18 protein-coding genes, 2 tRNA genes and 1 pseudogene are annotated in these 19,288 nt (G+C 68.5%); 15 read left to right on the top strand and 6 right to left on the bottom strand.

Features of this window, described 5'->3' with window-relative positions; all coding sequences use genetic code 11:
• Position 1: 1 nt before the first annotated feature.
• A complete protein-coding gene (gene rpmH / locus ACYQ77_RS20165; RefSeq protein ID WP_184810885.1) occupies positions 2-139 on the bottom strand; it encodes a 50S ribosomal protein L34 in 138 nt (45 codons plus the stop codon).
• Between the two features lie 433 nt (positions 140-572).
• On the opposite strand from rpmH, the gene dnaA reads away from it, so the two are divergent.
• From dnaA to ACYQ77_RS20120, 9 genes and pseudogenes are all read left to right on the top strand, one after another.
• Positions 573-2,231 carry a chromosomal replication initiator protein DnaA gene (dnaA, locus tag ACYQ77_RS20160; protein ID WP_459713474.1) on the top strand — a complete coding sequence of 553 codons (1,659 nt, stop codon included), beginning with the start codon at positions 573-575 and terminating at the stop codon, positions 2,229-2,231.
• A 537-nt stretch (positions 2,232-2,768) separates the two neighbouring features.
• Positions 2,769-3,902 carry a DNA polymerase III subunit beta gene (dnaN, locus tag ACYQ77_RS20155; RefSeq protein ID WP_459713472.1) on the top strand — a complete coding sequence of 378 codons (1,134 nt, stop codon included), beginning with the start codon at positions 2,769-2,771 and terminating at the stop codon, positions 3,900-3,902.
• A gap of 27 nt (positions 3,903-3,929) precedes the next feature.
• Positions 3,930-4,847, top strand: a pseudogene (gene gnd, locus ACYQ77_RS20150) (phosphogluconate dehydrogenase (NAD(+)-dependent, decarboxylating)); the annotation flags it as partial.
• A 4-nt stretch (positions 4,848-4,851) separates the two neighbouring features.
• Positions 4,852-5,997: a DNA replication/repair protein RecF gene (gene recF / locus ACYQ77_RS20145; protein WP_459713470.1), complete on the top strand. Its 1,146-nt coding sequence runs from the start codon at positions 4,852-4,854 to the stop codon at positions 5,995-5,997.
• Positions 5,998-6,121: 124 nt separating this feature from the next.
• The gene (locus ACYQ77_RS20140; RefSeq protein WP_459713965.1) at positions 6,122-6,694 is read left to right on the top strand and encodes a DciA family protein; all 573 of its coding nucleotides are present in this window, start codon (positions 6,122-6,124) and stop codon (positions 6,692-6,694) included.
• 198 nt (positions 6,695-6,892) lie between these two features.
• Positions 6,893-8,860: a DNA topoisomerase (ATP-hydrolyzing) subunit B gene (gyrB, locus tag ACYQ77_RS20135; RefSeq protein ID WP_459713468.1), complete on the top strand. Its 1,968-nt coding sequence runs from the start codon at positions 6,893-6,895 to the stop codon at positions 8,858-8,860.
• A gap of 35 nt (positions 8,861-8,895) precedes the next feature.
• Positions 8,896-11,499, top strand: a complete 2,604-nt coding sequence (gene gyrA / locus ACYQ77_RS20130) for a DNA gyrase subunit A (protein WP_459713466.1) — start codon at positions 8,896-8,898, stop codon at positions 11,497-11,499.
• A gap of 172 nt (positions 11,500-11,671) precedes the next feature.
• Positions 11,672-12,400 carry a DUF3566 domain-containing protein gene (locus tag ACYQ77_RS20125; RefSeq protein WP_459713964.1) on the top strand — a complete coding sequence of 243 codons (729 nt, stop codon included), beginning with the start codon at positions 11,672-11,674 and terminating at the stop codon, positions 12,398-12,400.
• A gap of 51 nt (positions 12,401-12,451) precedes the next feature.
• Positions 12,452-12,525: transfer RNA gene (locus ACYQ77_RS20120), tRNA-Ile, on the top strand.
• A 61-nt stretch (positions 12,526-12,586) separates the two neighbouring features.
• Here ACYQ77_RS20120 and ACYQ77_RS20115 read toward each other — a convergent pair.
• Positions 12,587-12,913, bottom strand: a complete 327-nt coding sequence (locus ACYQ77_RS20115) for a hypothetical protein (RefSeq protein ID WP_459713465.1) — start codon at positions 12,911-12,913, stop codon at positions 12,587-12,589.
• A gap of 407 nt (positions 12,914-13,320) precedes the next feature.
• Positions 13,321-13,500, bottom strand: coding sequence for a hypothetical protein (locus ACYQ77_RS20110; protein WP_459713463.1), 180 nt, complete (start codon positions 13,498-13,500; stop codon positions 13,321-13,323).
• Between the two features lie 551 nt (positions 13,501-14,051).
• Between ACYQ77_RS20110 and ACYQ77_RS20105 the strand changes: the two genes are divergently transcribed.
• Together ACYQ77_RS20105 and ACYQ77_RS20100 are read left to right on the top strand one after the other, a co-directional pair.
• A complete protein-coding gene (locus ACYQ77_RS20105) occupies positions 14,052-14,180 on the top strand; it encodes a DLW-39 family protein (protein WP_396108948.1) in 129 nt (42 codons plus the stop codon).
• 50 nt (positions 14,181-14,230) lie between these two features.
• Positions 14,231-14,303 (top strand) — tRNA-Ala (locus tag ACYQ77_RS20100).
• A gap of 160 nt (positions 14,304-14,463) precedes the next feature.
• Here ACYQ77_RS20100 and ACYQ77_RS20095 read toward each other — a convergent pair.
• Complete coding sequence (locus ACYQ77_RS20095; protein WP_459713461.1) at positions 14,464-14,706, bottom strand: hypothetical protein; 243 nt, start codon at positions 14,704-14,706, stop codon at positions 14,464-14,466.
• Between ACYQ77_RS20095 and ACYQ77_RS20090 the strand changes: the two genes are divergently transcribed.
• From ACYQ77_RS20090 to ACYQ77_RS20080, 3 genes are all read left to right on the top strand, one after another.
• The gene (locus ACYQ77_RS20090) at positions 14,699-15,025 is read left to right on the top strand and encodes an HAD family hydrolase (protein WP_459713459.1); all 327 of its coding nucleotides are present in this window, start codon (positions 14,699-14,701) and stop codon (positions 15,023-15,025) included. The genes ACYQ77_RS20095 and ACYQ77_RS20090 overlap by 8 nt on opposite strands.
• A gap of 244 nt (positions 15,026-15,269) precedes the next feature.
• Positions 15,270-15,581 carry a hypothetical protein gene (locus ACYQ77_RS20085; RefSeq protein ID WP_459713457.1) on the top strand — a complete coding sequence of 104 codons (312 nt, stop codon included), beginning with the start codon at positions 15,270-15,272 and terminating at the stop codon, positions 15,579-15,581.
• Between the two features lie 969 nt (positions 15,582-16,550).
• Positions 16,551-17,846 carry a ferredoxin reductase family protein gene (locus ACYQ77_RS20080; protein WP_459713455.1) on the top strand — a complete coding sequence of 432 codons (1,296 nt, stop codon included), beginning with the start codon at positions 16,551-16,553 and terminating at the stop codon, positions 17,844-17,846.
• A gap of 1 nt (position 17,847) precedes the next feature.
• Here ACYQ77_RS20080 and ACYQ77_RS20075 read toward each other — a convergent pair whose 3' ends face one another.
• Both ACYQ77_RS20075 and ACYQ77_RS20070 read right to left on the bottom strand, forming a co-directional pair.
• Positions 17,848-18,084, bottom strand: coding sequence for a DUF6289 family protein (locus ACYQ77_RS20075; protein ID WP_459713453.1), 237 nt, complete (start codon positions 18,082-18,084; stop codon positions 17,848-17,850).
• A gap of 60 nt (positions 18,085-18,144) precedes the next feature.
• Positions 18,145-18,681, bottom strand: a complete 537-nt coding sequence (locus tag ACYQ77_RS20070; RefSeq protein ID WP_459713451.1) for a DUF6506 family protein — start codon at positions 18,679-18,681, stop codon at positions 18,145-18,147.
• Between the two features lie 51 nt (positions 18,682-18,732).
• Between ACYQ77_RS20070 and ACYQ77_RS20065 the strand changes: the two genes are divergently transcribed.
• Positions 18,733-19,272 (top strand): DUF2020 domain-containing protein, encoded by a 540-nt coding sequence (locus ACYQ77_RS20065; protein WP_459713449.1) that lies wholly within the window; start codon positions 18,733-18,735, stop codon positions 19,270-19,272.
• The last annotated feature ends 16 nt before the right edge of the window (positions 19,273-19,288 follow it).

The raw sequence follows: 19,288 nt of genomic DNA, 5'->3' as shown, positions 1-19,288 counted from the left end.
CTCAGGCAGACAGGCTCTTGCGACCCTTGCGACGACGAGCCGCGAGGATCGCCCGGCCGGCACGGGTGCGCATGCGCAGACGGAAACCGTGGGTGCGCGCCCGGCGGCGGTTGTTCGGCTGGAAAGTACGCTTGCTCACGGCTGGATCTCCCGTATTGCTGGCTCGTCAAAAGTACGCTGTCCCCGTCGCGGCCTGACGGCGCGCAGGACTCACCCACAACTGACGGGAGACCTTCACAGGGTACGCACCCCGGCCCAGGCCAACGCACCCGGGGGTGCGTTCGACCCGCTCGACGACACGCCGCGCACACTCAGTGCTTGCTTCCGGACATGCCTTGTGGCATGGCCCGGCGCTTGTTAGCGTGCGTGCTCTTGGTTGGCCAGTCGGGAGTGGGAGCCCGCTGCGCCGCGGAAGTTACGGCAGGCCCTCCGGCGGGTTCCGCTGCGGTTCGCCGTACCTTCGTGCACAGTTGTGGACAACTTGTGGATGCCGCTCGTAGCCGGGCCGCGTCCGCCACGGCTGAGGGGTCGCAGTGATGGTGCATGGCCGGCGAGGGGAGGGGAGCTCGTAGGTGTCCGAGCAGCAGATGAACCTGAGTGTGGTGTGGGAGCAGGTCGTGCGGGAGTTGTCCGCAGGCACGCTCTCCCCGCAGCAGCGGGCGTGGATGCGGGTGACCCGGCCCATCGGGTTGCTGGACGGCACCGCGCTGCTCGCCGCACCGAGCGACTTCGCGAAGGACGCGATCGAACGCGCCCTCCGGGACCCGATCACCGACGCGCTGTCACGCAGGCTGGGCCGCGTCGTCTCACTGGCCGTGAAGGTCGACCCGATGGGCACCCAGGCCGCGCCGCCTCCGGTCGTCGTGCCGCCGGTGCCCCAGCCGCCGCAGCAGCAGCCGCGCCCCGCCGCGCCGCCGCCCCCCATGCCGATGCCGCCCCAGCCGCGGCCGGGCACCCCGCGCCCCGGCGTCGGTTCGCTCGTCGAGCAGACGCTCGTGATGGCGCCGATCAAGGCAGTGGACCCTAGTAATACTGACAAGCCACCGAACGGCGCCGACGCGGACGGCGACAACGAGGAAGTCGACGAGGTCGGCGACGCGCTCGCCACCGTCCACGAGATCTGGCCGCCGTTCAACGGCCAGCAGCTCCCGCAGAGCGGTCAGCCGTTCACCGCGCCGGCCCAGCCGCAGACCGCCAAGACGCGGCTGAACGAGAAGTACACGTTCGACACGTTCGTCATCGGCGCCTCGAACCGGTTCGCGCACGCGGCCGCGGTCGCCGTCGCCGAGGCGCCCGCCCGCGCGTACAACCCGCTGTTCATCTGGGGCGAGTCCGGGCTCGGCAAGACGCACCTGCTCCACGCGGTCGGCCACTACGCGCAGCGGCTGTTCCCCGGCATGCGCGTGCGGTACGTGTCGACCGAGGAGTTCACGAACGACTTCATCAACTCGCTGCGCGACGACCGCAAGGTCGCGTTCCAGCGCCGCTACCGCGACATCGACATCCTGCTGGTGGACGACATCCAGTTCCTGGAGGGCAAGGAAGGCACCCAGGAGGAGTTCTTCCACACCTTCAACACGCTCCACAACGCGAACAAGCAGATCGTGGTGTCGTCCGACCGGCCGCCGAAGCGCCTGGAGACCCTGGAGGACCGGCTGCGCACGCGGTTCGAGTGGGGTCTGATCACCGACATCCAGCCGCCGGAACTGGAGACGCGCATCGCGATCCTCCGGAAGAAGGCGGCGCAGGACCGCCTGCCGGCGCCCGCCGAGGTGCTGGAGTTCATCGCGGCCCGCATCGAGCACAACATCCGCGAACTGGAGGGCGCGCTCATCCGCGTCACCGCGTTCGCGTCGCTGAACCAGCAGCCGGTCGACGTGGGGCTCGCGGAGATCGTGCTGCGCGACCTGATCCCCGACTCACAGGTGCCGGAGATCAGCGTCTCGACGATCATGGCCGTCACGGCCGAGTACTTCAGCGTCTCCATCGACGACCTGTGCGGCCCCGGCAAGACGAAGGCGCTCGCACAGGCCCGGCAGATCTCCATGTATCTGTGCCGGGAACTGACCGACATGTCGCTGCCGAGGATCGGCCAGACCTTCGGCGGCCGCGACCACACCACGGTCATGCACGCGGAGAAGAAGATCCGCAAGGAGATGGCGGAACGGCGGCGTGTCTACGACCAGGTCCAGGAACTGACCTCCCGCATCAAGCAACGCGCTCGCGGCTAGCACCGAACCTCTTGTATGGGGGGCACGACTTCTCTCGCCTGTCGTGCCCCCCGTTGTGGTCTCCGTCGCACTCCCGACCGCCCGTCACCCGGAAAGGGGATTCATGGCCATCCCCAACCCTGTGCATCACCTGGGGGCAGACCGGGCCGCCGCTGGGGAGCAGGCTGTGGACAACTGTGGAGCGCCTGTGGAAGAACCTTGCACAGGCACGAGTTGTCCACGGGACCCCCAAGTTGTGCACGGGTTGCCCCCAGGCTCTGCCCACAGCCGTCGATACGTCGCGACGTGCGCGTATGAGGGTTGTCCACACCATCCACAGGGCTTACTACTACGACTGATTTTCTCTCCAAGAGTTATCAACAAAAGAAAAACAGGGGCTGTGTGTGCGCGAGCGCGCGTCGCGTCGCGGAGGCACGCCGGACGGCAGGGCCGGGATGCAGCGGGCGATCCGCACGCTCTACGGTGGCGAGCAACGTCTGGTGTGCTTTCTCGAGGCGGCCCGAGCTGGTGTGCCCCTCGTGTCTGGAAAGGACTCTCATGAAGATCCGCGTCGAGCGCGACGGTCTCGCCGACGCCGTCGCCTGGGTCGCCCGCTCGCTGCCGACCCGGCCGCCGGTTCCCGTTCTCGGCGGGATCCTCCTGGACGCCAGCGGCTCCGACGGGCTCACGATCTCCGGCTTCGACTACGAGGTCTCGGCGACGGTGGGGGTCGCGGCGACGATCGCCGACGGCGGCCGCACCCTCGTCTCCGGCCGGCTCCTCGCCGACATCACGAAGTCCCTTCCCGCACAACCGGTCGAGATCCTCGTCGACGGCGCCCGCGTGTCGATCACGTGCGGCAGCGCGAAGTTCTCGCTGCCGACCATGCCGGTCGAGGACTACCCGCAGCTGCCCGCCATGCCACCGCACGCCGGGCAGCTCGCCGGTGAGGTGTTCGGGCTCGCGGTCAGCCAGGTCGCGGTCGCGGCGGGCAAGGACGACACGCTCCCGATGCTGACCGGTGTCCGCGTGGAGATCGCGGGCGACAAGCTGACCCTCGTCGCGACCGACCGCTTCCGGCTCGCGATGCGCGAGTTCGCGTGGCAGCCGGACGAGAGCCTCGCGTCCGCCGGCGAGATCGCGGTGCTCGTCCCGGCGCGCACGCTCGCCGACGCGGCCAAGTCGCTCGGCACCGCCGGCAACACCGTCGAGATCGCGCTGTCGCCGAGTGACGGGCTCATCGGCCTGTCCGGCGCAGGCCGCCGCACCACGAGCAGGCTCCTCGACACCGAGTTCCCCCGCTACCGCCAGCTGCTGCCGTCCGAGCAGACCGCGGCCGCGATCATCGACGTGGCCCCGCTCGTCGAGGCGATCAAGCGCGTGTCGCTCGTCGCCGAGCGCGGCACCCAGGTCCGGCTCGAGTTCGGGGACGGCGGTCTGCGCCTGTCCGCCGGCGGTGACGACGAGGGGTCGGCGGAGGAGGAGCTGTCGGTCGAGTACACCGGCGAGCCGGTGACGATCGCGTTCAACCCGGGATTCCTCCAGGAGGGCCTCGGCGCGCTGCACTCCGACCGCGCCGAGTTGTCGTTCACCACACCCAGCCGACCGGCACTGATCAAGCCGGTCGGGGACGATGGGAACGTCGTCCCGGGTTATCTGCACCTGCTGATGCCGGTGCGGCTGCCCGGCTGACCCGTTTCCACTTCCAGGGAGGGACAAGCCATGCAGCTCGGTCTCGTCGGTCTCGGCCGGATGGGCTTCAACATGCGCGAGCGGTTGCGCGCCGCGGGCCACGAGGTCGTCGGGTACGACCGCAACCCGGACGTGAGCGACAGCGAGTCGCTGGCCGACATGGTGTCGAAGCTGTCCGCGCCGCGCGTGGTCTGGGTGATGGTCCCGGCCGGTGACCCGACCCGGCAGACGATCGCGGAGCTGTCGGACCTGTTGTCCGGCGGCGACACCGTGATCGACGGCGGCAACTCCCGCTTCTCCGACGACACGCGCAACGCCGCGCTGCTCGCGGAGAAGGGGATCGCCTACCTCGACTGCGGGGTGTCCGGTGGCGTGTGGGGCAAGGACAACGGCTACGGCCTGATGGTCGGCGGCGCCGCCGAGGACGTCGAGCGCGTGATGCCGATCTTCGACGCGCTGCGCCCGGAGGGTCCCCGCGAGGAGGGCTTCGCGCACGCCGGCGCCGTGGGTGCCGGCCATTACGCGAAGATGATTCACAACGGCATCGAGTACGGCCTGATGCAGGCGTACGCCGAGGGCTTCGAACTGCTCGAGGCGGCGAAGGTCATCGAGGACGTGCCCGCGGTGATCAAGGCGTGGCAGCGCGGCACGGTCGTCCGGTCCTGGCTGCTCGACCTGCTCGTGCGCGCGCTCGACTCCGACCCGGAGCTCGACGACCTGCGCGGCTACGTCGAGGACTCCGGCGAGGGCAGGTGGACCGTCGAGGAGGCGATCAACCTCGCCGTCCCGGCGCCGGTGATCTCGGCCGCCCTGTTCGCCCGGTTCCGCTCGCGCCAGGAGGACTCGCCCGCGATGCGCGCGGTCGCCTCGCTGCGCAACCAGTTCGGCGGGCACGCGGTGCAGGCCGCCGGCCCGTCCTCCGGGACGGGCAGCACGCAAGGCTGAGGGTGTGTACGTCCGGCACTTACAGGTCACCGACTTCCGGTCGTGGGAGCACGCCGACCTGGAACTCGAACCGGGACCGGCCGTGCTGGTCGGACAGAACGGGCAGGGCAAGACCAACCTGGTCGAAGCCCTCGGCTACGCGGCGACGCTCGGCTCGCACCGCGTCGCGACCGACGCGCCGCTGATCCGGCACGGCGCCGCCCGCGCGATCGTGCGGACCGCGGTGGTCAACGAGGGCCGCGAGCTGACGATCGAGCTGGAGATCACCGCGGGCAAGGCCAACCGCGCCCGCGTGAACCGCGGCCCGGTGCCCAGGACGAGGGACGTGCTGGGGATCCTCCGCACGGTGTTGTTCGCGCCGGAGGACCTGGCGCTCGTCCGGGGCGACCCCGGTGAGCGCAGGCGGTTCCTCGACGACCTGCTGGTGCTGCGCGCACCGAGGTACGCCGGGGTCCGGTCGGACTACGACCGGGTGCTGCGGCAGCGGAACGCGTTGCTGAAGTCGTCGGGCCACGCCCGGCGCGCCGGGTCGAAGGGGGACATCGGAACGCTGGACGTCTGGGACGGGCACCTCGCCCGGCACGGCGCCGAGCTGCTCGCCGCCCGGCTCGACCTGGTCGCGGACCTCGCGCCGCACGTCACCGCCGCGTACGCGGGGGTCGCGCCCGAGTCGCGGCCCGCGACCATCCGGTACCGGTCGGGGATCGCCGACTCCTTCCCGGAGGAGTACGGCACGACGGGGCGCGCGGACATCGAGGTGCTGACGGACGCGTTGCTCGCGGCCATGGCGGCGAGCCGCGACCAGGAGCTGGAGCGGGGCGTGAGCCTCGTCGGCCCGCACCGCGACGAGCTGGAGCTGACCCTGGACGTGTTCCCGGCGAAGGGCTACGCGTCGCACGGCGAGTCGTGGTCGTTCGCGCTCGCGCTGCGGCTGGGGTCCTACGAGCTGCTGCGCGCCGACGGCAACGAGCCGGTCCTCGTGCTCGACGACGTGTTCGCGGAGCTGGACCGCCGAAGACGGGAACGCCTCGCCGAGGTGTCGGTCGCCGCCGAACAGGTGCTCGTGACCGCCGCCGTGCCGGAGGACGTCCCAGGGGAACTGGCGGGTGCCCGCTACCTTGTCTCCGACGGGGAGGTCCGCCGTGAATGATCACCCGAATGTGACTCCGCGTGGTGTGACGCGTCCCACATCTGGGGACAAACCTGTGGATAGTGTGGATAACGCTGTCACTCGGCGTCCCATCACGCCCCCCGAGCGGGGGAAAACCGGCGATCTGACCTCCCCGAATGAGGTTCCGGCCGATGACGCCACACGATCTACCACGGAGAGTGACTATCCACAGCTCCGCGGTTCGGACCTCGTGCGTGCCGCGCTGGCCGCCGCGCGGGCGGCGTCCGGCGGCCCGGAGGCCAAGAAGAAGAAGTACGTCGGCCGTGGCGCGGGCGCGGTCAACCGGCGGCGCCGCCGCTGGTCCGGGCCCGGCGCCGACGAGCGCGACCCGCAGCCGCTCGGCCGCATCGCCTCTCGCATCGCGCTCGAGCGCGGGTGGGCGCCGCGGCTCACCACCGGCAGGCTGTTCGACCGGTGGGCGCAGATCGTCGGCGCCGACGTCGCCGAGCACGCGCAGCCGGTCGAGCTGAAGGACGGCGAGCTGACCGTGCAGGCCGACTCGACCGCGTGGGCGACCCAGCTGCGGCTGCTGCAGAAGCAGCTGCTGACCAAGATCGGCGCCGGCGTGGGCCACGACGTGGTCAAACGGCTGAAAGTGCTCGGTCCGACGGCCCCGAGCTGGCGCTTCGGGACACGCCACGTGCGCGGCCGCGGCCCCCGCGACACCTACGGGTGACCTCGGGTGGCGCTATCGGGCCGGAAGGTGTGAAATCCGCGAAGTAGGGCCCACGCAGGCGTACGGGGTCGGCCGAGAGCCCCTTCGAGCGTCTGTGACGGAGCTAGGGGTGTGTTCGCCCCATTCTGCGGCCGGGCACCAGTATCATTGAGACAGGCGATCGGCTTGGCCCTTTTCCGGACAGGAGACACCCCGCCCGTGGCGACTAACAACCATGAATACAACGCGTCCTCCATCAAGAAACTGGAAGGCCTCGAAGCCGTTCGCAAGCGCCCCGGCATGTACATCGGGTCCACCGGCGAGCGCGGCCTCCACCACCTGATCCAGGAGGTCGTGGACAACTCCGTCGACGAGGCGATGGCCGGTTTCGCCACGAAGGTCGAGGTCACGCTGCTGGCCGACGGTGGTGTCCGGGTCGTCGACGACGGGCGCGGCATCCCCGTGGAGATGCACCCCGAGTACAAGAAGCCCACGGTCGAGATCGTCCTGACCGAGTTGCACGCGGGCGGCAAGTTCGACAGCGACACCTACGCGGTCTCGGGCGGTCTGCACGGCGTGGGCGTCTCGGTCGTCAACGCGCTGTCCACCAAGCTCGACGTCGAGATCCACTACAAGGGCAAGATCTGGCGCCAGCACTACGACCGCTCGGTGCCCGGCCCCCTGACCGAGCACGGCGACACCGACCGCACCGGCACCTCGGTCACGTTCTGGGCCGACGGGGACATCTTCGAGACCACCACGTACAACGCGGAGACGATCGCCCGCCGGCTCCAGGAGATGGCCTTCCTCAACAAGGGCCTGTCGATGACGCTGCGGGACGAGCGGGTCACCGAGGAGGAGACCCACGAGGACGCCGACGGCCAGCCCGCGCGCGTCAAGGAGCGGACGTACCACTACCCGGGCGGGCTCGAGGACTTCGTCAAGCACATCAACCACACGCGCGAGGCCATCCACAACGGCGTGATCGCCTTCGAGGCCAAGGGCGAGGGCCTCGAGGTCGAGGTCGCCATGCAGTGGAACACCGGCTACAGCGAGTCGGTGTACACGTTCGCCAACACGATCAACACGGCCGAGGGCGGCACCCACGAGGAGGGCTTCCGCGCCGCGCTGACCCGCGTGGTCAACGTGTACGCGCGCGAGAAGAAGCTGCTCAAGGAGAAGGACGCCAACCTCACCGGCGACGACGTGCGCGAGGGCCTCGCCGCGATCATCTCCGTGAAGCTCGCCGAGCCGCAGTTCGAGGGCCAGACCAAGCAGAAGCTCGGCAACACCGAGGCGAAGACGTTCGTGCAGACCACCTGCAACGAGATGCTCGCCGACTGGTTCGAGCGCAACCCGTCCGACGCGCGCACGATCGTCACCAAGGCGGTCGGCTCCGCCCAGGCCCGCATCGCCGCCCGCAAGGCGAAGGAGCTGGTCCGCCGCAAGGGCGCGCTCGACATCGGTGGCCTGCCCGGCAAGCTGAAGGACTGCCGCTCCACCAACCCGGAGGAGTGCGAGCTCTACATCGTGGAGGGCGACTCCGCGGGCGGCTCGGCCAAGGAGGGCCGCGACTCCCGCTACCAGGCGATCCTCCCGATCCGCGGCAAGATCATCAACGTGGAGAAGGCCCGCATCGACCGGGTCCTCAAGAACACCGAGGTCCAGAGCCTGATCACGGCGCTCGGCACCGGCATCCACGAGGACTTCGACCTGTCGAAGCTGCGGTACCACAAGATCGTGCTGATGGCCGACGCCGACGTCGACGGCCAGCACATCCGGACCCTGCTGCTCACCCTGCTGTTCCGGTTCATGCGCCCGCTCGTCGAGCACGGGCACGTGTACCTCGCGCAGCCGCCGCTGTACAAGATCAAGTGGCAGCGCGCCGAGCCGGAGTTCGCCTACTCCGACCGCGAGCGGGACGGGCTGATGAGCCAGGGCCTGCAGTCCGGTAAGAAGATCAACAAGGACGACGGCATCCAGCGGTACAAGGGTCTCGGCGAGATGAACGCCGACGAGCTGTGGGAGACCACCATGGACCCGGCCCACCGCCTCCTGCTGCAGGTCACCCTGGACGACGCCGCTCAGGCGGACGAGCTGTTCAGCGTGCTGATGGGCGAGGACGTCGAGGCCCGCCGCTCGTTCATCACCCGCAACGCCAAGGACGTCCGCTTCCTCGACGTCTGAGTCGAGGGACGCGCGCCTGAAAGGAACCCCTGTTCGTGACCGACACCTTGCCGCCCGTGCCGCCGGAGTCCGACCGCACCGAGCCGGTCGACATCCAGCAGGAGATGCAGCGCTCCTACATCGACTACGCGATGTCCGTCATCGTGTCGCGTGCGCTGCCGGACGTCCGCGACGGTCTGAAGCCCGTGCACCGCCGCGTCCTGTACTCGATGTACGACACGGGCCTGCGACCCGAGCGCAGCCACGTCAAGTGCTCCCGCATCGTCGGCGACGTCATGGGCAACTACCACCCCCACGGCGACTCGGCGATCTACGACGCGCTCGTCCGCCTCGCGCAGCCGTGGTCGATGCGGTACCCGCTGATCGACGGGCAGGGCAACTTCGGTTCGCCGGGCAACGACCCGCAGGCCGCCATGCGGTACACCGAAGCACGCATGACGCCGCTGGCCATGGCGATGCTGCAGGACATCCACGAGGAGACCGTCGACTTCGCCGACAACTACGACGGCAAGACGCAGGAACCGACGGTCCTCCCGTCCCGCATCCCGAACCTGCTGATCAACGGCAGCAACGGCATCGCGGTCGGCATGGCGACCAACATCCCGCCGCACAACCTGCGGGAGGTCGCCTCCGGTGTCGTGTGGGCGCTGGAGAACTGGGACGCCTCCGACGAGGAGACCCTGGCCGCGATGATGCAGCGGATCAAGGGCCCGGACTTCCCGACGAAGGGCCTTATCCTCGGCACCCGCGGCATCGAGGACGCCTACCGCACCGGCCGCGGCTCGATCCGCATGCGTGCCGTCGTCGAGGTCGACGAGGACGCCAAGGGCCGCACGATCCTGGTGGTCACCGAGCTGCCGTACCAGGTCAACCCGGACAACCTGATCGAGAACATCGCGTCCCTGGTCCGCGACGGCAAGGTCGGCGGCATCGCGAACGTCGACGACGAGTCGTCGAAGCGGGCGGGCATGCGGATCGTGATCACGCTCAAGCGGGACGCGGTCGCCAAGGTCGTGCTGAACAACCTGTACAAGCACACCCAGCTGCAGCACAACTTCGGCGTGAACATGCTGTCGCTGGTCGACGGCGTGCCGCGCACGCTGCGCCTGGACCAGATGATCCGGCACTACGTGCGACACCAGGTCGAGGTCATCGTCCGGCGCACCCGCTACCGCCTGCGCAAGGCCGAGGAGCGGGCCCACATCCTGCGCGGTCTGGTCAAGGCGCTCGACGCGATCGACGAGGTCATCGCGCTGATCCGGCGGTCGCCGACCGTCGACGAGGCCCGCACCGGCCTGATCTCCCTGCTCGAGATCGACGAGATCCAGGCCAACGCCATCCTCGAGATGCAGCTGCGCCGCCTCGCCGCCCTCGAACGCCAGAAGATCATCGACGAGCTGGCCGAGATCGAGACCTACATCGCCGACCTGCAGGACATCCTGGCCAAGCCGGAACGCCAGCGGGCCATCGTGCGCGACGAGCTCATGGAGATCGTCGACAAGCACGGCGACGACCGCCGCACCCAGGTCATCCCCTACGACGGCGAGGTCTCCGTCGAGGACCTGATCGCGGTCGAGGACGTCGTCGTCACCATCACCCGCACGGGTTACGCGAAGCGCACCAAGACCGACCTGTACCGCGCGCAGAAGCGCGGCGGCAAGGGCGTCCAGGGCGCGGGCCTCAAGCAGGACGACATCGTGGCGCACTTCTTCGTGTGCTCCACGCACGACTGGATCCTGTTCTTCACGAACAAGGGCCGGGTGTACCGGGCGAAGGCCTACGAGCTGCCGGAGGCCAACCGCAACGCACGCGGCCAGCACGTCGCGAACCTCCTCGCTTTCCAGCCGGACGAGGAGATCGCGCAGGTCATCGAGATCAAGGACTACCAGGTCGCGCCGTACCTGGTGCTCGCGACCAAGAGCGGCCTGGTCAAGAAGAGCCGCCTGTCCGACTTCGACTCCAACCGCGCGGGCGGCCTCATCGGCATCAACCTGCGCGAGGACGACGAGCTGGTCGGCGCGGTCCTCTGCTCCGCGGAGGACGACCTGCTGCTGGTGTCCGCGGGCGCCCAGTCCATCCGGTTCCACGCGAGCGACGAGGCACTGCGCCCGATGGGCCGCGCCACCTCCGGTGTGCTCGGCATGCGGTTCAAGGACGGTGACGAGCTGCTCACCCTCGGTGTGGTCCGCGAAGACACGTTCCTGCTGGTCGCGACGAACGGCGGCTACGCCAAGCGCACCCCGATCGAGGACTACCCGGTCCAGGGCCGGGGTGGCAAGGGCGTGCTCACCGTTCAATACGACAGCAAGCGTGGCAGGCTGGTAGGTGCACTCATCGTCGACGAGGACGACGAGGTGTACGCGATCACTTCCGCGGGCGGGGTCATCAGGACCTCGGCCAGGGAGGTCCGCAAGGCCGGAAGGCAGACGAAGGGGGTGCGCCTCATGAACCTCGGGGAAGGCACCACCCTGGTCGCGATCGCCCGCAGCGCGGAGGACACGAGCGAGAACGGTGTCGAGAACTCCGAGGAAGTCACCGGTGAAACAGCGCCGGAGAGCAACGTGAGCGACGATCAAGGCGTCATCACCAATACAGCCGACGGCACGGACGGCGAGTCGACGCCGCCCGAGCCGGCATAAGCCGCGAGACACGTAGGGGACCCGCGTGACACCACCCGACAAGCCCGGACGCACCGGCCAGGAAGCGGAGACGGACAACACGTCCGCCGTCGCCACCAGCGGCCAGGCCAACAAGGTCGACCAGGCCGGTGGGAACCACGAGGGCAACGGCACCGCGCCGGCCACCGCACACGTGGCCGGCGCGGAGGACCTGGAACTCAGCCACGGCACCCCACCCCCGTGGCAGCGCGTGACGGCCGACAGCCAGGCCACGACCCAGCAGACCCGCCGCCCCGAACCGCCGGGGGAGAAGACGGTGCAGGTCGAACGCCCAGTGGTGACCGGCAGCGCAGCCAACCGCCTGTTCGGCGCGAGCACCGACGCACCCACCGTCAACGTGCCGCAGTCACTGCCGACCACCCCCGGCACCCCGCCGGGAGGCATCCCGTCGGCGGCCCGCACGACGGTCCACCTCGACGGCAGCAACCCGGGCACCGGCCCGCTGCGGTCGGTCGGCACGAGCGCGGCCGCGCCCAGCGCGCTGCGCAGGCCGGGCAGGGGCCCGCGACGCGCCAACCTGCAGATCAAGCGCTTCGACCCGTGGTCGGTGCTGAAGCTGTCGCTCGTGCTCGGCGTGGCGCTGTTCTTCGTGTGGCTGGTAGCCGTCGGCATCCTGTACGCCGTCCTCGACGGCATGGGCGTGTGGGACAACCTGAACGGCATCTCCGACGAGCTGCTGCAGGGCGCCAACGAGAGCGGCACCCCCCTCATCAGCGCAGGCAGGGTCTTCGGCGTCGCGGCGATCATCGGCGCGGTCAACATCGTGCTGTTCAGCGCCCTGTCCACGGTCGGCGCCTTCATCTACAACGTCTCCGCCGACCTGGCCGGAGGCCTGGAGGTAACCCTCGCCGAACGCGAGTGACACCCCGTTGGGAGCCCAACCGGCCGTGTTGTAGAGTTTCCCTCGCAACAGGGGCCTATAGCTCAGGCGGTTAGAGCACTTCGCTGATAACGAAGGGGTCGGAGGTTCAAGTCCTCCTAGGCCCACCGCATCTCAGGGCCGGTTTCCCAAGCCAGGGAAACCGGCCCTGAGACTCTAACTGGGCCACTAAGAGCCTGGCCCGCGTCGATTGTCGGGGGATCGCGGTCGTCGTACAGGAGGCTGTTCGTAGGAGAACAGTTCTGCGCTGTACCTGGTCATGACCACGTTCCCGACTTCCGTCTTGCCTTGCCGTTGTTTGTGCCACTGGTCGATCTCGTCCCAGCGGTCGGGTGACCAACCGCGCGTGACGCGACCATCGGTTTCGACGATTTCCACGTCGGGCGCAGGGAACGGATTCAGGGCGTCGGCAAACCGGTTGATCCACTTTGTGATGGTGCCGGTCGCAACACCGAGTCCCTCGGCAAGTTGAGACGCTCCCCAGTACTGGGCCATCGAACTCCTCCTGTCTCTGACTGTCTGCTTACCCGACAACCCGCGTAAGGTGCGAAAGGTCAGCGGGTCCCTCCGCTGTACGGCGAATCGACGGGGTTCGCGATGCGTCTGCCGGTCGGGTCGCGGATGGGTCAGATCCGGCGACACGACCGGCAGACGTCAATCAGTTACATGGTCGCCATGACCGAGGGATGTCAATCCTGATCATCACCTCCTGACCGGCTACGCCGACCAAGCACAGCAGCCATGATGGTGCCGACAGCGGAAATGATCGCTGCTAGCACGACGGGATCAGGCATCGACGGGGTTCTCCTTACCTACGCGCCGTACCGGACGGTTCCGGTGGGCATATGAGTAAGCGGCGAACCACCGCTTGATTACGCAGTTGGAGGGCTCGATCGGGTGATTCACCCGCTCGGTCCATCGTCTGATGCCTTGAAGATCCGATCCATCGCTTCAGCACCGTGCTCCATGATTGGCCCGAGCTGACGGCGGTAGACCAGTTCGGTCACCGCCATCGCGTTGTGGCTCATCAGCCAGGAGATCTGTTCGAGCCCCGGCCCGGCGCCTCGCGCTCTGCCTGCCACCTCGCCACGTCCTGCTGGTTCCGCCGGCCGCGCCCGGCATTGGCGCCCTCTCGCCTCGCTCTGTTCGGCCTCGCCGCCTTGCGCTTGACTGACCTCGCCCTCCTGGGTCTCGCGTCGCCGCGCCTGCCGCGTCTTCTGCGTTTCTCGCGTCCGCGGTACAGGCCTCGCTGTTCCTGTTTCGCCGTACCCGCGGTTACCGGCCGCTTCCTGCCGCTTACGGCGCGGCCTGCCGTTCTTGCCGTGCCTCATTCGCCCCCGCCCTGCCCTACTCGGGCCGTCGGCTCGGGCTGTCTTGTCTTGAGTGTCTCGTCCTCGGGTTCCGAACTCCGCTGCGTTGTCTTGCCTCCGCTCAGTTCGCCCTTGCGGTGTCTCGCGGTGGGTCCTCCGCTGGTGGTGGGCTCTCGTGTGGGCTGGGCTTCGGGTCTTGGGGTGGTTGTGGCGGGGGCTCCTCCTCCGGGTGGGGGGTTGTGGCAGACTTGTGGGGCCCCGGCCACAGGGATCGCAGGGGTCGTGGTTGGGCTTGATCTTGTTTGCCGAAGGAGGCAATGGACGTGAAGAAGCTTCTCGCTCTGGTGGCTGTCGCTGGCACCGTTCTCTTCGTGGTGCGCCGGAACAAGTCGGCCAAGGCGCAGGACGAGCTTTGGCGTGAGGCCACCGCGCCCGCCGGCAAGAAGGCCTGACGTCGGCTGCTTCACCCGCAGCTGTGCGTGGGCTCGGGGCCCGCGCGCTCGGGGACGTAGCTCAATTGGCAGAGCACTGCCTTTGCAAGGCAGGGGTTAGGGGTTCGATTCCCCTCGTCTCCACGACGTTGTCGAGGGAGAAAGTCCTAGTCAACTGACGATTGATTGGGCTTGCTCCCCTTGGGGTTCATCACGTCACGACGGAACGTGCCCCTCGCGTGCCCTAGCTACTTCGGGCCCTTGAGTGGACTCGTGGAAGTGATGTTGAGCTTGAGTTTTTTGCTCAGTCTTCGCGGGCATCCCCGCGTCTGTGGTCGCCGATCAACTTCGGAGAATCCTTGCCGAGGGCAACCACGTCGACCTGCCACCGGACGTTCAAACCTCTGACGACCCGTTCGATGTGCTCTTCTATGCCGCCAAACTCGGCCACGATGAGGCGCGCTACATAGAAGCAGCCTTTACTGCGCATGAAGTCGAGGCGGTGCAATCCGCCCAAGCGACGCCCGAACGTGGCGGTGGTGAGCAACAACAGCTGTGTCGCTGTCGAGACCTATCTCGACATCCATGATCTACGTGCGTTCATCGATGTCGTCTCGGCACGTGCCAGTGCAGACGTCACACTGCTCAAGCCCAGTCCGTTTTTGGTCGCTGAGGCCATAGGCAGGCTCGACGTCGCCGCATCGCAAAGCGTCCTGGTTGGCGAGTCAACTACCGATGTTCAAGCCGCGCATGCCGCGTCCGTTCGCGTCAGTGGCTACGCGAATAGACCGGCGAAGATACCCAGCCTCGATGCGCATGAACCCGATGTGATCACGACATCCATGGACTTGTTCGCCTACCTCTAGCTAGGTTGCATGCTTCGAACAAACGTTTGATCCTTGCCCGGGGGGATGCACCACGCTGAGCCCGCGACACGCCGAGGTGCGCGCAACACGCCGGGTTAGTTTCCACACCGCCTGTATATGGCTTGTGACCTGCGGGTTTGACCGCAGACGGGATGCGAGTACCCAGGTTGTCCCCAGGTGGCAGCGCTACCTGGGGACGTACAGGTGTGGCTGTTCACAGCCTGTCCACAGGGGTGTTTTGCGCGTGGCCGACTGGTGGTTCAAACTCCTCGCACGCACCGCAGCCAGTGGTGCCAATGGCAGCTCGACCAGCCTCGCGCCGTGCCCGACCTTCGACCGGTTGGGCCGGGCATACCGGCTCCGGCTCACGTCAATGAGACAGCCGGTACAGGAGGCGAGGGTGGCCAAGCGCCACGAAGAAGAGGGCGATGACCGCGACGATAGATCGCGGGCTGGCCGGAACAGGGATTGCAGCCCTGCCCGGCTCAGCACCATCGGCCTGGTGATTCAGATCATCGCGCTCATCCGCATGATCATCGAGTATCTGGATCACTAGGGGCGTCGCCGGGCGGGAGCTTGCTCTTCGCTCGGCGACCTGCCCAAACGGATCGATGCGGCGTGGCCTCTTGCCATATGGGCACGGCGACAGTAAGCCGCACTTGAGTCACCGTCAACGTGAGCCACCCGACCGAGGTCGCCAACCGCGAGAAAACCAGAGCAGGTCGGCGTCCCTGTCACCGGCAGTTCCGTCGGGTGAGCGGTGATGTTCGACGTCGCTCTACTGCCGAACCTGGCTCTATGGGATCAAGGCGGCGCGCAAGCGCGCCGCAGCCGACCGGACGGCCTGCCGCTCCGCTCACAGCCGCCGGTCGGCGACTTCAGGCTTACAGCACGCGGCTTGCCATGAGCCAGCGTTGGTACCAGCGCCTCACGAATGCCGACCCCTCAGACGCCCGGTGATCGTTTAACACCGGCCCGCCAGCATCAAGGGCACTTCGTGTCGCTGACGCGATCGAGCTTCGCTCGCCCCTTGACACTGGCGACCCGGTGCTAAGTGCGGCCGGGGCGAGGGGACGGCGGCGAGTAGGCGTCGACGAGACTGGACAGCTCGTGAGCTAGACGAAAGCACAGCTCAGGGCCGTGCCCCTGTCGTGCCCCTCACGTGCCCGGAGGAGGGGGGAGCCACGGGGAATCACGGCCAAGATCGGTCAGAAACTCACTCAGCGTCTAGCAAGGTGGAGATCAAGGTCGCGGCGCGTAACTGCAAGCACCTTTGCAAGGCAGGGGTTAGGGGTTCGATTCCCCTCGTCTCCACGAAAGTCACCTGAACAGCCGGCGCGGTTTCCCGTGAAACAATCGCGCTGCGCATGGTGTCATCGTCCTCAATAGACGTGTGGCGTGCTGCCGACGTCGCCTTCGCCCCTTCGGGCAGTGGTTGCCGGACAAGCGGGCAGACGACCTCCTCCTCTGAACCCTTCGCGGCTTTCCCGCGTGTCATCGGATGTCACAGGGGACGGGAGTTGCGATGGTCGTGCGGGCACGGTGGGCGTTGTGGACGTTCGTCCTCGTCAACGTCGTGATCGTGGAGGTGCTGTTCTTCACCGCGGGGGCGGGGAAGAACGACGTGCTGACGGTGGCGAAGTTCTTCGGGCTGCACGCCGCCCTGCTGTTGTTCATCCAGCTGCTGCTGATCGCGCGGCTGCCGTGGCTGGATCGCCGCATCGGGATGGACCGGCTCACCGTGTGGCACCGGTGGGTGGGGTTCGGGTTGTTCTGGACGATCCTGACCCACGCGTTCATCGTGGTGCTCGGCTACGCGGTGCTCGACGACGCGTCGATGATCAGCACCTTCCTCGCGCTGGCCGGGGTGCCCGCCTCGCTGCTCGGCATGTGCGCGGCGCTGCTCGTGGTGGTGGTCGCGACCGTCTCCACGCGGTCCGTGCGGCGCAGGCTGCGGTACGAGACGTGGCACGCGCTGCACATGCTGGTGTACGTGGTGCTGGCGCTCGCGTTCACGCACCAGCTGCTGGAGACCACCACGTTCACGTCGTCGCCGTTCGCGTTCGCCTACTGGTGGGTGCTGTGGCTGTTCTCCTTCGGCGCGTTGATCGCCGGGCGTGTGGTGCTGCCGCTGGTCCGCAACCGGCGGCACCAGTTCCGGGTCGAGGCCGTGGTGCCGGAGTCGGACAACGTGGTCTCGGTGTACGTGACCGGCCGCGATCTGGACCGGCTGCCCGCGCGAGCGGGCCAGTTCTTCGTGTGGCGCTTCCCCGGGCACCACGGCTGGTGGCGCGCCAACCCGTTCTCGCTCTCCGCCGCGCCGGGCGGTGGCCAACTGCGCCTCACCGCGAAGGCCGTCGGCGACACCAGCGCGAGCCTGCGGCACCTCCGCGTCGGCAGCCGGGCGTTCCTGGAGGGGCCGTACGGCGCGTTCACGTCGTTGCAGCGCACGTGCCGCGGCACGCTCCTCATCGCGGGCGGGGTCGGCATCACACCGATCCGCGCGCTGCTGGAGGAGGGCATGCCGGGCGACGTCGTCGTCCTCTACCGCGTGCGCGACGAACGCGACGCCGTGCTGCTCGACGAGGTGCGGTCGCTCGTCGCGGCCCGCGGCGGGCGGCTGCACCTGCTCACGGGCCGGACAGCCGACGGAGCCCGCCCGTTCACCCCGGACGGGCTCCGCGGTCTCGTCCCCGATCTCACCGACCGCGACGTCTACGTCTGCGGTCCCGCCGCCATGACGGCGACCGTGCGCGCGAGCCTCAAAGCCCTCGGCGTCCCGGAACGCCAGGTGCACTCCGAGCGGTTCGCGCTCGTCTGAATCAGTTGCACTGGGCCTGCATGGTCTCCACGTACGCGCTGGTGGTGCCCCAGCGGTCGGTGGTGCCGTCGCAGAACCTGGTGTAGCCGCCGACGGGCGTCTCGTAGGTGATGTCCGAGTAGTAGATGCGCGTGCACTGGTACCCGGCCAGGCACGCGGGGATGGACTGGGCGGGCACCGCCGTGAGCAGCGGCGCGATCACCAGGGCGGACACGAGCAGGGCGACTCTCCGAACCATGTGAATCCTCCCGAAGAACGTGACTCTATTTCACGTTAACGGGAGGATCACGCTGTGCAATCAGCCGTTCGGCGTCAGTGACGACTCGAAGCGGGCGCGGTACGCCGCCGCCGACGGCAAGGACTCGAATCCGAACAGCACCGTCGTCACCGGCACGTCGACCACCGCGCGCACGGCGGCCGCCGGCACCGGCCCCATGCCACCGCACAGCTCGATGCGGGTGGCGCCACCCGCCACCAGCGCCGCCGCGGCCGCCGGCGCCTCGTCCGCGGAGGCGACCGTGGCCACCGTCGCGCTGCCGAACCGCCAGGTCCTCGGCGCCGGGTCCTCGAACAGCACCCCCACGGCGGGTGACGGTTCGACCGCTCCCGCGAACCCCACCGGCACCCCCGGCGCGGCCGCGACGACCGCGGCCGCCGCGTCGATGCCCAGCCCGCCGTACAGCTCGATCAGGTCCAGCTCACCCGCCGACCCGACCACGGCGACCGCCTCGTCGACCGACGTCACCGGCACGATCGTCGTCGTCGACAGGTCGTCGGCGTGCACGACCGGCTCCGCCGGTTCGGCGACCAGCAGCAGGAAGAGGTTCCGGAACATCGTGACTCCCTCGGTCTCGGGCGACAACGCGTGTGGTTGACTCTCCGCCCTATGAAACGCGTGCTTCTGCTCGGGCCCGTGCTGCTGGCCGCGCTCACCGCGTGCACGGCGAAACCCGTCGACAACGCCACGGACGACGTCGCCACCGAGACCCTGTCCACGACGACGAGCGAGGCGCCGGTCCAGCTCCCGCCGGACCCGGAGCCGACCGCCGACGGGCCCTGCCCCTACCTCGAGGAAGCCTACGTCGAGGAGACCAACGGGCAGCGCGTGTCCAAGGTGCAGACCTCGGCGGACGACCCGCCTGCGTGCTTCTTCTACCGCCCGGACGGCAACGTGCAGCTGACCGTGCGTGTCTACAACGGCGAGGAAACGGTCGCCCGCGGCCTGGTCGACGCCGCCGCGCCGGTCGCGACCTCCAACCCGGCCGAGCTGTCCGGCGGCTGGGAGGGCGGCTCCGAGGCCAAGGACACCGGCGCGGTGTACGCGGTCGCCAAGGGCGGCACCGCGGTCGTCGTGACCACCAACCAGGAGCAGACGATCAAGGCCAAGCAGATCGCGCAGGAGTCGATCGGCGCGCTCGGCCTCTAGACACACACCGAGGGCC

This window comes from Actinophytocola sp. KF-1, from assembly GCF_054661535.1.
This window is presented reverse-complemented; position numbering and strand designations above follow the sequence as displayed.